The 12,605-nt window shown below is 58.4% G+C and carries 14 protein-coding genes; 9 read left to right on the forward strand and 5 right to left on the reverse strand.

What is annotated here, in order from left to right; genetic code table 11:
• Nucleotides 1-366 precede the first annotated feature (366 nt).
• Nucleotides 367-1,566 (reverse strand): tyrosine--tRNA ligase, encoded by a 1,200-nt coding sequence (gene tyrS, locus HU715_RS23015; RefSeq protein ID WP_186706991.1) that lies wholly within the window; start codon nucleotides 1,564-1,566, stop codon nucleotides 367-369.
• Between the two features lie 212 nt (nucleotides 1,567-1,778).
• Here tyrS and HU715_RS23020 point away from each other — a divergent pair, with 212 nt between their 5' ends.
• Together HU715_RS23020 and HU715_RS23025 are read left to right on the forward strand one after the other, a co-directional pair.
• Nucleotides 1,779-3,197 carry a peptidoglycan DD-metalloendopeptidase family protein gene (locus HU715_RS23020; protein ID WP_186706992.1) on the forward strand — a complete coding sequence of 473 codons (1,419 nt, stop codon included), beginning with the start codon at nucleotides 1,779-1,781 and terminating at the stop codon, nucleotides 3,195-3,197.
• A 2-nt stretch (nucleotides 3,198-3,199) separates the two neighbouring features.
• Nucleotides 3,200-4,291, forward strand: a complete 1,092-nt coding sequence (locus HU715_RS23025; protein ID WP_186706990.1) for an anhydro-N-acetylmuramic acid kinase — start codon at nucleotides 3,200-3,202, stop codon at nucleotides 4,289-4,291.
• Nucleotides 4,292-4,358: 67 nt separating this feature from the next.
• Here the strand turns inward: HU715_RS23025 and erpA are convergent, their stop codons facing one another.
• Both erpA and argC read right to left on the reverse strand, forming a co-directional pair.
• Entirely contained in the window at nucleotides 4,359-4,709 is a 351-nt protein-coding gene (gene erpA / locus HU715_RS23030; RefSeq protein ID WP_003177727.1) for an iron-sulfur cluster insertion protein ErpA, read from the reverse strand.
• A 149-nt stretch (nucleotides 4,710-4,858) separates the two neighbouring features.
• Nucleotides 4,859-5,893: an N-acetyl-gamma-glutamyl-phosphate reductase gene (gene argC, locus HU715_RS23035; RefSeq protein ID WP_186706989.1), complete on the reverse strand. Its 1,035-nt coding sequence runs from the start codon at nucleotides 5,891-5,893 to the stop codon at nucleotides 4,859-4,861.
• A gap of 135 nt (nucleotides 5,894-6,028) precedes the next feature.
• On the opposite strand from argC, the gene hemJ reads away from it, so the two are divergent.
• From hemJ to coq7, 6 genes are all read left to right on the forward strand, one after another.
• The gene (gene hemJ / locus HU715_RS23040) at nucleotides 6,029-6,460 is read left to right on the forward strand and encodes a protoporphyrinogen oxidase HemJ (protein WP_186706988.1); all 432 of its coding nucleotides are present in this window, start codon (nucleotides 6,029-6,031) and stop codon (nucleotides 6,458-6,460) included.
• 35 nt (nucleotides 6,461-6,495) lie between these two features.
• The gene (locus HU715_RS23045) at nucleotides 6,496-7,464 is read left to right on the forward strand and encodes an NAD(P)H-dependent flavin oxidoreductase (RefSeq protein WP_186706987.1); all 969 of its coding nucleotides are present in this window, start codon (nucleotides 6,496-6,498) and stop codon (nucleotides 7,462-7,464) included.
• A gap of 51 nt (nucleotides 7,465-7,515) precedes the next feature.
• Nucleotides 7,516-8,481 (forward strand): DUF805 domain-containing protein, encoded by a 966-nt coding sequence (locus HU715_RS23050; RefSeq protein ID WP_186706986.1) that lies wholly within the window; start codon nucleotides 7,516-7,518, stop codon nucleotides 8,479-8,481.
• A gap of 62 nt (nucleotides 8,482-8,543) precedes the next feature.
• Complete coding sequence (locus tag HU715_RS23055) at nucleotides 8,544-9,332, forward strand: SDR family NAD(P)-dependent oxidoreductase (protein ID WP_186706985.1); 789 nt, start codon at nucleotides 8,544-8,546, stop codon at nucleotides 9,330-9,332.
• Nucleotides 9,333-9,415: 83 nt separating this feature from the next.
• Nucleotides 9,416-9,754, forward strand: a complete 339-nt coding sequence (locus tag HU715_RS23060) for a histidine triad nucleotide-binding protein (RefSeq protein ID WP_003316306.1) — start codon at nucleotides 9,416-9,418, stop codon at nucleotides 9,752-9,754.
• A 75-nt stretch (nucleotides 9,755-9,829) separates the two neighbouring features.
• Nucleotides 9,830-10,477, forward strand: coding sequence for a 2-polyprenyl-3-methyl-6-methoxy-1,4-benzoquinone monooxygenase (gene coq7, locus HU715_RS23065; protein ID WP_060740380.1), 648 nt, complete (start codon nucleotides 9,830-9,832; stop codon nucleotides 10,475-10,477).
• A gap of 125 nt (nucleotides 10,478-10,602) precedes the next feature.
• Here the strand turns inward: coq7 and HU715_RS23070 are convergent, their stop codons facing one another.
• On the reverse strand, nucleotides 10,603-11,025 hold the full coding sequence (locus HU715_RS23070; protein WP_003206127.1) for an OsmC family protein: 423 nt from the start codon (nucleotides 11,023-11,025) through the stop codon (nucleotides 10,603-10,605).
• Between the two features lie 235 nt (nucleotides 11,026-11,260).
• On the opposite strand from HU715_RS23070, the gene crp reads away from it, so the two are divergent.
• On the forward strand, nucleotides 11,261-11,905 hold the full coding sequence (gene crp, locus HU715_RS23075) for a cAMP-activated global transcriptional regulator CRP (RefSeq protein WP_186706984.1): 645 nt from the start codon (nucleotides 11,261-11,263) through the stop codon (nucleotides 11,903-11,905).
• On the opposite strand, the gene HU715_RS23080 is transcribed toward crp, so the two are convergent.
• Nucleotides 11,902-12,603 (reverse strand): lipoate--protein ligase family protein, encoded by a 702-nt coding sequence (locus HU715_RS23080; protein WP_186706983.1) that lies wholly within the window; start codon nucleotides 12,601-12,603, stop codon nucleotides 11,902-11,904. The genes crp and HU715_RS23080 overlap by 4 nt on opposite strands.
• Between the last annotated feature and the right edge of the window lie 2 nt (nucleotides 12,604-12,605).

Here is a 12,605-nt window from a genome sequence, read left to right on the forward strand (position 1 = left end):
ATTCTACAGCGCCCCGTGTATCTGTCAAGCGGTTATTTTAAGAAGTTTTCAAAGTTTCGCTTCGGAAACATCAACAACTTCAACCACTTGCGCTTCCGATCTCTCGTTAGCGGGAGGCGAATTCTACAGCGTTACTCGCTGCTGTCAACACCTCTTTTTCACCGCTTTCGACCGAGAAGATCGAACCGCCGATAGAGCCAAACATCACCACTCTATCTGCTCCTTCCAAGCTTCGATGAACTGAAGCCCGACACCTTCGAAACCTACTTAACTCATTGAATCTCAAGGAGTTTTCCGTTTCGACTGCGCCGGAAGTGGGGCGAATTATAGACTTCCAGAATCTGCCGTCAACCCTTAATTTCAGCTTTATTCGGATTTCAGCGTAATCCGCGCAAAAGCCTTCTTGCCGGCCTGGCATACATGAGTAGATCCCAGCTCATATATATAGGTGCGATCCACAACCTCACCATCTACACGCACACCGCCCGAACCAAGGAGATCTCGTGCCACCGCTGCATTCTTGACCAAGCCTGCTTTATTAAGGACGGCCGCAATCGGCATATCCTCGGCAGCAACCAGCTCGATCTCCGGCAAGTCATCCGGCAGCTCGCCATCCTTCATACGATTACCCGCCGCACGGTGAGCGTTGGCAGCTGCCTCTTCACCATGGAAACGAGCAACGATCTCTTCGGCCAACTTGATCTTGACGTCCCGCGGATTAGCCCCAGCTTCTACATCAGCACGAAACGCATTGATCTCATCCATGGACCGGAAGCTCAACAGCTCGAAGTAGCGCCACATCAGCGCATCAGGAATGGAGACCAGCTTGCTGTACATGACGCCTGGCGCTTCCTGGATGCCCACGTAGTTGCCCAGCGATTTGGACATCTTCTTCACGCCATCCAACCCTTCCAGCAATGGCATGGTCAGGATGCACTGCGCCTCTTGACCATAACCGCGCTGCAGCTCACGCCCCATCAACAGGTTGAATTTCTGATCGGTACCGCCGAGCTCAACGTCCGCGCGCAACGCAACCGAGTCATAACCCTGTACAAGCGGATAGAGGAACTCATGGATAGCGATTGGCTGATTGGTCGTATAGCGCTTGTCGAAGTCATCGCGCTCAAGCATGCGAGCCACGGTGTATTGAGACGTCAGGCGAATGAAATCCGCCGGCCCCATTTTATCCATCCAAGTGGAGTTGAAAGCCACTTCGGTCTTGGCCGGATCAAGAATCTTGAATACCTGGGTCTTGTAGGTCTCGGCGTTATCGAGGACCTGCTCGCGGGTCAGCGGCGGGCGCGTAGCACTCTTGCCGCTCGGGTCACCGATCATGCCGGTGAAGTCCCCTATAAGGAAGATGACCTGGTGGCCCAGATCCTGGAACTGGCGCAGCTTATTAATAAGCACGGTGTGACCCAGGTGCAGATCGGGCGCCGTCGGATCGAAGCCAGCCTTGATACGCAGCGGCTGCCCACGCTTGAGCTTTTCGATCAGCTCGGACTCGACCAACAGTTCTTCCGCACCACGCTTGATCAGCGCTAGCTGCTCTTCAACCGACTTCATAACAGACCCGTAAGGCTCAGATTCAAAGGGCCCCAACCATACAAGATCGCGCACCAAATACAAGGTTTGCCAGGCGCAAGGACGCCAATCCACAGAACAGAGCGTTCGCGGGCTTGCTTCGCAGGGGTTTTGGTTATATTTTATACAGTTATTTCATCTTCATCATGTCATTCATCTTTTCCAATTCATTTTTTCAAAAGCCAAAATTACTTATGACCACAGAACCGTCTAAAGCGCCGCCGCTTTACCCGAAGACCCACCTGCTTGCCGCAAGTGGCATCGCAGCCCTCCTTAGCCTGGCGCTCCTGGTGTTTCCCTCCAGCGATGTTGAAGCCAAAAAGACGACTCTGAGTCTTGAACTGGAAAGCCCTGCTGAACAACTGACACAAGAACAAGACGCCGCCGAAGCCGTTCAAGCCACAAACGAGCCGGCTGCTTCTCCGTTTGCACAGATTGAAAACAGCCCGCAAGACCCTGCCCAGGCCGCCTCTCAGGCAGAAGCGCCTGTGGCAGAAGAAAAGAAAGGACCGGACCATCGCGAAGTGATTGTTGCCAAGGGCGACACTCTCTCCACACTCTTCGAAAAGGTTGGCCTGCCTTCGACTTCGGTCCATGAAGTCCTGGCCAGCGACAAACAAGCCAAGCAATTCACTCAATTGCAACGCGGCCAGAAACTCGAATTCGAACTCAATCCAGACGGACAGCTGACCAACCTGCACACCAAGCTGAGTGACCTGGAAAGCATCACCCTGACCAAAAATGACAAGGGTTATGTATTCAACCGCGTCACCGCCAAGCCTACCGTTCGCTCGGCCTACGTCCATGGCGTCATCAACAGTTCGCTGTCCCAGTCCGCTGCGCGCGCCGGCCTTTCCCATAGCCTGACCATGGATATGGCCAGTGTCTTCGGCTACGACATCGACTTCGCCCAGGACATTCGCCAGGGCGACGAATTCGACGTCATCTACGAGCAGAAAGTGGTCAATGGCAAGAGCGTCGGCAACGGCCCGATTCTCTCCGCGCGCTTCACCAACCGCGGCAAGACGTACACTGCGGTGCGCTACACCAACAAGCAAGGCAACAGCAGCTACTACACCGCCGACGGCAACAGCATGCGCAAGGCATTCATCCGTACACCGGTTGATTTCGCCCGTATCAGCTCGAAGTTCTCCGCAGGTCGCAAGCATCCGATCCTGAACAAGATTCGCGCCCACAAAGGTGTCGACTACGCCGCCCCTCGTGGCACGCCAATCAAGGCAGCCGGCGACGGCAAGGTGTTGCTGGCAGGCCGTCGCGGCGGTTATGGCAACACCGTGATCATTCAGCACGGCAATACCTATCGCACCCTGTACGGGCACATGCAGGGCTTCGCCAAAGGCGTGAAGACTGGCGGCACCGTCAAGCAAGGCCAGGTGATTGGCTACATCGGCACCACCGGCCTCTCCACCGGCCCGCACTTGCACTATGAGTTCCAGGTCAACGGCGTTCATGTCGATCCACTTGGCCAGAAATTGCCGATGGCCGATCCGATCGCCAAGGGCGAGCGCACACGCTTCCTGGCTCAAAGCCAACCTTTGATGGCTCGCATGGATCAAGAGAAAGCCACCATGCTGGCCTCGAGCAAGCGCTAAGCATGGCGCTTTATATCGGTGTGATGTCCGGGACCAGCCTGGACGGCTTGGATATCGCACTGATCGAACTGGCCCCGGCGATCAAATTGATCGCCACACACTACATCCCCATGCCCGCCGTTCTGCGCACCGAATTGCTCGAATTGTGCAGCAGCGGGCCCGATGAGATCGCCCGCTCCGCCATTGCCCAACAAAGCTGGGTAAAGCTGGCCGCGCAGGGCATCCATACCCTGCTCAACGAACAGAAACTCAAGCCTGAAGACATCAGGGCGATTGGCAGCCACGGCCAGACCATCCGCCATGAACCGGCCCGTGGGTTTACTGTGCAAATTGGCAATCCGGCACTGTTGAGCGAATTGACCGGCATCACCGTCGTCAGCGATTTCCGAAGCCGCGATGTCGCCGCTGGCGGGCAAGGCGCCCCACTGGTCCCGGCGTTTCACGAAGCATTGTTCGAAGAACGAGCCGGTCATCGTGCCGTGCTGAATGTCGGTGGCTTCAGCAACCTCAGCCTGATAGCGCCCGCAAAACCTGTCGCCGGTTTCGACTGCGGCCCAGGCAACGTATTGCTCGATGCCTGGATTCATCAACAACGCGGTGAGCATTTCGATCGCGACGGCCAATGGGCCGCCAGCGGAAAAGTCGAGCCAGCCTTGCTCAAGGCACTGCTCAGCGACCCCTTCTTCGTCACCAAGGGTCCGAAAAGTACCGGTCGTGAAGTATTCAACCTGCCGTGGCTGAGCCAGCATTTGTCGCAGTTGCCAGCCTTCGCCCCGGAAAACGTCCAGGCGACGTTACTCGAACTGACCGCCCTGACTATCGTCGAATCACTTCAGTATGCCCAGCCGAATGCTCAGGAGTTGCTGGTCTGCGGCGGCGGCGCGCACAACCAGGCGTTCATGAAGCGCCTGGCTGAATTGCTGCCAGAGGCCACCGTCAGCAGCACGGCGGCATATGGCGTGGATCCGGACTGGGTCGAAGCCATGGCGTTCGCCTGGCTCGCCCATTGCTGTCTTGAAGGTATTCCAGGTAACCGTCCAAGTGTCACGGGCGCCCGTGGCCTGCGCATACTCGGCGCTATCTACCCGGCCTGAATCCAATAATCACGGACAAAAAAAACGCCGCAGGGCCTAAGGCACCGCGGCGTTTTTATTGAAGCCTTCAGATCGAGAACGAAGAGCCGCACCCACAGGTCGTGGTGGCGTTAGGATTCTTGATCACGAAACGCGAGCCTTCCAGACCTTCCTGATAATCCACCTCGGCACCTGCCAGGTACTGGAAGCTCATCGGGTCGACCACCAGGCTGACCCCTTCGCGCTCGACAATGGTGTCGTCTTCGGCCACTTCTTCATCGAAAGTGAAGCCGTACTGGAAACCGGAACAACCGCCGCCCGTAACAAATACGCGCAGCTTCAAACGATCATTGCCCTCTTCATCGACCAGGCTCTTCACCTTGTGCGCGGCACCGTGGGTGAATTGCAAAGCCGTGGGGGTGAAGGTTTCGACGCTCATGCTGAATATCTCCCGGCGCTTACGCCGCCATAATGCGTGATGGCGGGCATTATCCGCTTCTCCTAGAAAATTGGTCAACTATTTAGAAGAGCAGCGGCGAGCTACAAGCCTCAAGCTTGCAGCCGCCAACATAAAGCTTATTGCTGCTATTACGGCAACATCCCCGCATGGGACAGTCCCAGACGCTCATCCAGCCCGAACAGGATGTTCAGGTTCTGCACGGCCTGGCCGGACGCGCCCTTGACCAAGTTGTCGATGACCGACAACACCACCACCAGATCACCGTCCTGGGGACGATGCACGGCGATCCGGCAAACGTTCGCACCGCGCACGCTGCGGGTTTCCGGATGACTGCCAGCCGGCATCACATCGACGAACGGTTCGTTGGCATAACGTTTTTCAAACAACGCCTGCAGATCCACCGAACGATCGACGACAGTCGCATACAGGGTGGAATGGATACCACGAATCATCGGGGTCAGGTGCGGCACGAAGGTCAGGCCGACGTCCTTGCCCGCTGCCCGGCGCAAGCCCTGGCGAATTTCCGGCAAGTGGCGATGCCCTTTGACCGCGTACGCCTTCATGCTTTCCGACGTCTCGGAATACAGCGAGCCGACACTGGCGCCACGTCCGGCACCGCTGACACCGGACTTGCAGTCGGCGATCAGGCGCGAAGCATCGGCAAGATCGGCTTCCAGCAGCGGCAAGAACCCCAGCTGTGTCGCCGTCGGATAGCAACCCGGCACAGCGATCAATCGTGCCTGTTTGATTTTCTCGCGATTGACTTCCGGCAAGCCGTAGACCGCCTCTTCAAGCAGTTCCGGCGCACCGTGGGGCTGGCCGTACCATTTGGCCCATTCATCGGCGTCCTGCAGGCGGAAGTCCGCCGACAGGTCGATGACCTTGGTGCCGGCGGCCAGCAGTTCGCCGGCCAGGGCGTGAGCAACACCGTGGGGCGTGGCGAAGAACACCACATCGCAGGCGCCGAGGGTCTTGACGTCCGGAACGCTGAACGCCAGGCCGTCGTAATGGCCTCGCAGGTTCGGGTACATGTCGGCGACGGCCAGGCCGGCCTCGGATCGGGAGGTGATGACCACCACTTCAGCCTGCGGATGCTGTGCCAGCAGACGCAGCAGTTCGACACCGGTGTAACCCGTGCCGCCGACGATACCGACCTTGACCATAAACCTGCCCTCAACGAACCCACTGGAAAGCCGTCGATGATAGGGGCCGCAGGGCGTGGCGACAACCGTCAAGGTGACGTGCGGCCGCTCTAACCTCTACTATCGAGCTACCGTGATTTCTTGGAATAACTAAAAATGCTCTATCTGTGGCTCAAAGCACTTCACATTGTCAGCATGGTCTGCTGGTTCGCCGGCCTGTTCTACCTGCCTCGCCTGTTTGTCTATCACGCCCAAAGCGAGGACAGCGTCAGCAAAGAGCGCTTCAGCGTCATGGAGCGCAAGCTGTACCGCGGCATCATGGGCCCGGCGATGATCGCCACCCTCATATTCGGCATCTGGCTGCTGAGCCTCAACGCCGGTGCCTACTTCACTCAGGGAGGCTGGATGCACGCCAAGTTGACCTTGGTCGTGCTGTTGATCGGTTACCACCACATGTGCGGCGCCCAGGTGAAACGCTTCGCTCGTGGCGAAAACACCCGCAGCCATGTCTTTTATCGCTGGTTCAATGAGGTGCCGGTTCTGATATTGCTGGCTATCGTAATTCTGGTCGTCGTCCGACCGTTCTAATCTCCAATCAGCATTCATTATCCGGGGTACTTCCAATGTCGTTGCCCGCTCTGCTTGAACAACGCTTGCGCCTGCCCGTCGTGGCGGCGCCCATGTTCCTGATTTCCAATCCGCAATTGGTGCTGGCCTGCTGCCGCAATGGCATCGTCGGCAGCTTTCCGGCGTTGAACCAGCGCGAAAGCAGCGGCTTCAAGGCCTGGCTGGAAGAAATCGAAGCAGGCCTGGCGACCCTGGAAAACCCGGCGCCCTACGCCGTGAACCTGATCGTCCATCACAGCAACCCGCGACTTCAAGCCGACCTGGCCATCTGCATCGAACACAAGGTGCCGATCGTCATCACCAGCCTGGGCGCGGTGAAAGAACTGGTGGACGCGGTGCACGGTTATGGCGGGCTGGTGTTCCATGACGTGACGACCCGACGTCATGCCGAAAAAGCCGCCGAAGCCGGTGTCGATGGCTTGATCGCCGTTGCCGCCGGCGCAGGCGGGCATGCCGGGACCTGGAGCCCGTTTTCACTGATTGCCGAGATCCGCCAGTTTTTCGATAAGACCCTGCTGCTTGCAGGATGCCTGAACCACGGCCATCAGATTCTGGCCGCACAATTGCTCGGCGCGGACCTGGCCTACTTCGGTACGCGATTTATCGGTACAAGCGAAAGCCACGCACCTGACGCTTATAAAGAGATGTTGCTCACATCCAGAGCCGCGGACATCGTGCATACTCCTGCTGTATCCGGGGTGCCGGCGAGTTTCATGCGCCAGAGCCTGGAGAATGCCGGTTTCGATCTCGCCGCCCTGCAGAACAAAGGCGAGGTGGATTTTGGCTCGAAACTCAAACCGCTGAACGATGAAGCCAAGGCCTGGAAAACCGTATGGTCCGCCGGCCAGGGCGTGGGTGGAATCGATGATTTGCCCAGCGTCGATCAGTTGGTGGCGCGCCTGGATGAAGAATACCGTCAAGCACAAGCCCGGGCGGCACAGCTTGGCGGGCAATGGCCGCGCTGAACCAGCCCAAACAAAACAACTACTTAACTTTCAGAGACAAGGATGCCGGGCATGAGCGAAACCCGTTTCAACATCGTGTTCGACGGCGGCGTGATGCCGGGCGTCGATACCACCACCGCCAAACTCAACCTCGCCGAGCTGTTCAAGAGCGACGTCGCCGCCATTGAACGACTGTTCACCGGTCGCAAGGTGGCCCTGAAAAGCAACCTGTCCCAGAACGAGGCGCAGCAGTACCTCGAAGCGCTCAACAAAAGCGGTATCGATGCCAGGATCGAAGCCGAACCCACCGTCCAATTGAGCCTTGGCGAAGTACAGGACGCGCCACGGCAACCGAGTGGACGCCACCCCGATTCGATCATCGAACCCGCCTCGCCCTACGCGCCTCCCCGCGCCGAAGTCGGTGAAGCGCTTGCCGAGTACAGCACCCTCAAGCCCTTCAGCTTCGATGGCCGTATTGGGCGCCTTCGCTACCTGGCCTGGACCATGGCGTTGACCCTGGCTCTACTGCCCTTGGTCGGCGTGGGCTTCTGGCTCGCCTCGACCTGGCTGCTGGCTTCCGACTCGATAGCGGCGCTCATTGTCGGCGGCCTGCTCGCCGCGGTCGTTGTGCTTGCCTTTGCCTTCGTGAGCATCCAGTTCAACGTCCAGCGCCTGCACGACCTCGGTTGGTCGGGGTGGTTGTGGCTGATCAACCTGGTTCCCTTCGTGGGCAGCATCTTCCCGTTCATCCTCATCATCGCGCCAGGCAACACCGGTGCAAACCAATATGGCCCGCCACCCCCGCGCAATACCACGGGGGTCAAGCTGTTGGCCTCGCTCTGGCTCGTGATGATCGTATTGATTTTCATCGCCACGTTTGCAGGCATCTTCGGAGCCCTCCAGGAAGACTACGACACCAGCAGCCTGAGCAGCTACGAAAGCAGCGAGTCCAGCAGCGAAACCGCTGAAGAGCCCGCCGTTGAGGCAGCCGAGCCCGCTCCGCCTTCTGTAGACTATGAAGAAGAAGAGGAACAATAAGCGCGCTTCATGCCGGTGACAGCCCAGTCATTTGGCGGCGGGCTGTTGCGATGGAGAACTGCATGACCCGTTACGCACTGATCACTGGCGCCTCCAGCGGCATCGGCCTGGCCATGGCTGAAGCGCTGGCCCGGCGTGGCCGCAACTTGATACTGGTGGCTCGACAACGTGATCGGCTGGAAAGCATTGCAATCGAACTGACCCAGCGGTTTGGCGTGGAGGTACTGTTCCGGGCTTGCGACCTGGGCGAACCGCTGAGGCTTTCAGGCTTTTTGCTGGAACTGGAGGAAGGTGAACGGCAAATCGACCTGCTGGTCAATTGCGCGGGTATCGGCACCAGCGGGCCGTTCCTGGGCCAGGACTGGATGACCGAGCAGGACCTGATCGAAGTCAACATTCTTGCCCTGACACGGCTTTGTCATGCCGTTGGCAATAGCATGGCGCTGCTTGGCGGCGGCCAGATCCTCAACGTTGCCTCGGTCGCCGCGTTCCAGCCCGGACCTTGGATGAGCACCTACCACGCCAGTAAGGCCTATGTGCTGCACTTCTCCGAAGCCCTGCGGGTTGAATTGAAGAAATGCGCGATCAAGGTCTCGGTGCTTTGTCCTGGTCCGACCCGAACCGGCTTTTTTTCCAAGGCGCAGATGGACGAGCAAAAACTCATCGCCAGCAAATCGCTGATGAGCCCGGAAGAAGTCGCCCTGTACGCCGTGCGCGCACTGGACAAAAACCGCGCCATCATCATTCCCGGACGCCGCAACCGCTGGCTGGCCGCACTGCCGCGGCTAGGATCACGGTGGCTGGTCCGGACGATCGCCGGCATGGTCAACAAGGCTTACTGCCCGCACTGATGCCCTCACGCTGAACAGCCAAGACACCTCAACCGAGGCCTTCGAGGCATTCGACCTCAACGAACCCAACGGAGAAAACAGCTGTGGATACTCTGTTTACCAAGATCATCAACCGGGAAATCCCGGCGAAGATCATTTACGAGGATGACCAGGTACTGGCCTTCCACGACATCGCCCCACAGGCGCCCGTGCACTTTCTAGTCATTCCAAAGAAACCGATCCGAACGCTCAATGATCTTACCGAAGAAGACAAGGGCCTGGCCGGGCACATTCTGTTCACTGCCCAGCGCCTGGCGCTGGAATTGGGCTGTGAAGAAGGTTTTCGCGTGGTGATGAATTGCAATGAACTGGGTGGGCAGACGGTCTATCACATTCATATGCATGTGCTGGGTCAGCGCCAGATGAACTGGCCGCCGGGCTGATACCCCTGACCCAACGCAAATCTTCGACGGCCGATTGGGTTAAACTGGCCGCTGTGATTTTTCCCGGAGGTAAGCATGACTACCCAACGTCACTACTCGCCGATTGACCGTCTGTTGCTGCAAGCCGACACCGCGATGCGCACCCTGCTGCCCTTCAGTGGCCAGCCGTACCGCCCATCACCGGCTATCGTGCAACCGGACGCGCAATTGAGTGACGAGCAAACCCGCCACGTCGCCGGATTGATGCGTATCAACCACACCGGCGAAGTCTGTGCCCAGGCGCTGTATCAGGGCCAGGCGCTGACAGCGAAGCTGCCGCAGGTGCGTGAGGCAATGGAACATGCCGCCGAGGAAGAAATCGATCACTTGGTCTGGTGTGAACAACGGATTCGCCAACTGGGCAGCCACACCAGTGTCCTGAACCCGCTGTTCTATGGGATGTCGTTCGGGATCGGCGCCGTCGCCGGGCTGATCAGCGACAAAGTCAGCCTCGGCTTCGTCGCGGCGACCGAGCATCAAGTGTGCAAGCACTTGAACGAGCATCTGGAGCAATTGCCGGCTGAGGATGAGAAGTCCCGAGCGATCCTCGAGCAGATGCGCGTGGATGAAGAACACCATGCCGAAAGTGCGCTTGACGCCGGTGGTTTCCGTTTCCCGGCCCCGGTGAAATTCGGCATGAGCCTGCTGGCCAAGGTCATGACCAAGAGCACTTATCGGATTTGACGGATTGGAATCTGGATAACCCATCCTCATTCCTCGGAAACTAAAAAGGCGACTTCCCAACGGGAGTCGCCTTTTTTCTATCCGACAATTTCTGTGCAGCAAGTCGCAAGCCCTTGGATGGCGACTCAACCCAACTCGATGATTTCATAATCGTGGGTGATTTCGACCCCGGCGGCACCGAGCATGATCGAAGCCGAGCAGTACTTCTCGGCAGACAGCTCAATGGCGCGCTTGACCTGGGCTTCCTTCAGGGCTCGCCCCTTCACCACGAAGTGCATGTGAATCTTGGTAAACACCTTTGGGTCTTCAGTGGCGCGTTCCGCTTCGAGGAACGCTTCGCAGCTTTCGACGGCCTGGCGGGACTTCTTGAGAATGCTGACCACGTCGAAGTTGCTGCAACCGCCCACGCCCAACAGGAGCATTTCCATCGGCCGAACACCCAGGTTCCGGCCACCGGCCTCTGGCGGGCCGTCCATGACGACCACATGACCACTGCCTGACTCACCGAGGAACATGGCTTCGCCAGCCCATTGGATGCGTGCCTTCATCGCCAAGACTCCACTGTTAAAAAAGGGTCGCCAGCTTAGCACAGCACCTCGTCATGACGGCTCTCCGTCGTAGGAAGCTCTTCCTGTCAGCCTGTAGGTAAATTCTCGAATCTATTCAAGACGCCTCTGTTAAGCTGGCGCGAATTCGCTGGCGTATGGCCAGCTTTTAGCGATAGCCATTCGCCCTCATCACAAAACCAAATCACAACACTGCGCAGTCTTTCGGGATACAACCATGGTTGCCATTACTCCCACGCTCAAGATCAAGAATCTCGACAAACTTTTGATGCATTGTCAGCGCCGCCGCTATCCAGCCAAACACAACATCATTTGTGCAGGTGATCGTTCCGACACGCTGTTTTTCATCCTCAAGGGCTCGGTTACCATCCTGATAGAAGATGACGACGGTCGGGAAATGATCATCGCCTACCTCAACTCCGGAGATTTCTTCGGCGAGCTGGGGTTGTTCGAACAGGCGGGCAAGGAGCAAGAACGCAGTGCCTGGGTGCGGACCAAGATTGAATGTGAAGTTGCGGAAATCAGCTACGCCAAATTCCGAGAACTGTCCCTGCAAGACCCGGACATTCTTTACGTCCTCAGCGGACAAATCGCACAACGCCTGCGCAATACCACCCGCAAGGTCGGCGATCTCGCGTTTTTCGATGTCACCGGACGTGTCGCACGTTGCCTGCTGGAATTGTGCAAGCAGCCCGATGCCATGACCCACCCCGACGGCATGCAGATCAAGGTGACCCGCCAAGAGATTGGACGGATTGTCGGTTGTTCGCGGGAAATGGTCGGTCGCGTACTCAAGGACCTGGAAGAGCGCAACCTGGTCAGCGTCAAAGGCAAGACCATGGTGGTGTTCGGAACGCGTTAAGCGCCCAGCAGTTGGGTCAGCATTTGCCGATACAACGCTTCGAGTCGCTCCAACGCGTGAGGCGCCGGGAATTTTTCATGCAGGGCGATGTGGCTCTCGGCACGCACTCGCTGCTCCAGGCCACAGGCTTCATTGAAGCGATTGACCGCCGCGACCATGGACTCGCGCTCGTTCTCCAGCAACAGCGCGCCATGAACCAGACCCACCGGACGTTGACCGCCCTTGCTCTGGCGCCAGCGCTGAGCGGTGCCAACCATCTTCCGGCCGTCGAGATTGACGTTGAAGCGTCCGTCGCAAAAGGCCCCTTCCACTTCGCCCAGCGAAGCCACCCCGCCCAATTCATCCAGCAATTGGCAGATGGGATCGCACAATCGGCGGTACCCGGTTTCGATGCGGCCATGGTCACCTTCGCTGCGCGGTGGCGCGTAGACCAAGGCGATATTGACGGTAGCGGCCGACTGCGGCACCGGCTCACCGCCGGTTTCGCGCAGCAGGACTGGCCAGCCATGGGCGGCCGATACTTCACAGGCGTGCTCGAACCCTGGCAGGCGACTCAAGCGGCGCGGCATGACCAGCGCGCGGTCATTGGGCTGCCAGAACAGCAGGCCGAACTCGGCGTCGCCCGCGCAGATGCTGGCCAACAGATCCTGTTCGGCTTGCAGGCCCGCTTCGACGGTGAGGGACATCACAGGCGACATGG

The organism is Pseudomonas zanjanensis, from assembly GCF_014268745.2.
Classification (GTDB): domain Bacteria; phylum Pseudomonadota; class Gammaproteobacteria; order Pseudomonadales; family Pseudomonadaceae; genus Aquipseudomonas; species Aquipseudomonas zanjanensis.

Coding starts and splice junctions, on each gene's coding strand:
- tyrS (WP_186706991.1), bottom strand. CDS start 1,566: ATGAAGTCGGTTGAAGAGCAGCTAGCGCTGATCAAGCGTGGTGCGGAA.
- HU715_RS23020 (WP_186706992.1), top strand. CDS start 1,779: ATGACCACAGAACCGTCTAAAGCGCCGCCGCTTTACCCGAAGACCCAC.
- HU715_RS23025 (WP_186706990.1), top strand. CDS start 3,200: ATGGCGCTTTATATCGGTGTGATGTCCGGGACCAGCCTGGACGGCTTG.
- erpA (WP_003177727.1), bottom strand. CDS start 4,709: ATGAGCGTCGAAACCTTCACCCCCACGGCTTTGCAATTCACCCACGGT.
- argC (WP_186706989.1), bottom strand. CDS start 5,893: ATGGTCAAGGTCGGTATCGTCGGCGGCACGGGTTACACCGGTGTCGAA.
- hemJ (WP_186706988.1), top strand. CDS start 6,029: ATGCTCTATCTGTGGCTCAAAGCACTTCACATTGTCAGCATGGTCTGC.
- HU715_RS23045 (WP_186706987.1), top strand. CDS start 6,496: ATGTCGTTGCCCGCTCTGCTTGAACAACGCTTGCGCCTGCCCGTCGTG.
- HU715_RS23050 (WP_186706986.1), top strand. CDS start 7,516: ATGAGCGAAACCCGTTTCAACATCGTGTTCGACGGCGGCGTGATGCCG.
- HU715_RS23055 (WP_186706985.1), top strand. CDS start 8,544: ATGACCCGTTACGCACTGATCACTGGCGCCTCCAGCGGCATCGGCCTG.
- coq7 (WP_060740380.1), top strand. CDS start 9,830: ATGACTACCCAACGTCACTACTCGCCGATTGACCGTCTGTTGCTGCAA.
- HU715_RS23070 (WP_003206127.1), bottom strand. CDS start 11,025: ATGAAGGCACGCATCCAATGGGCTGGCGAAGCCATGTTCCTCGGTGAG.
- crp (WP_186706984.1), top strand. CDS start 11,261: ATGGTTGCCATTACTCCCACGCTCAAGATCAAGAATCTCGACAAACTT.
- HU715_RS23080 (WP_186706983.1), bottom strand. CDS start 12,603: ATGTCGCCTGTGATGTCCCTCACCGTCGAAGCGGGCCTGCAAGCCGAA.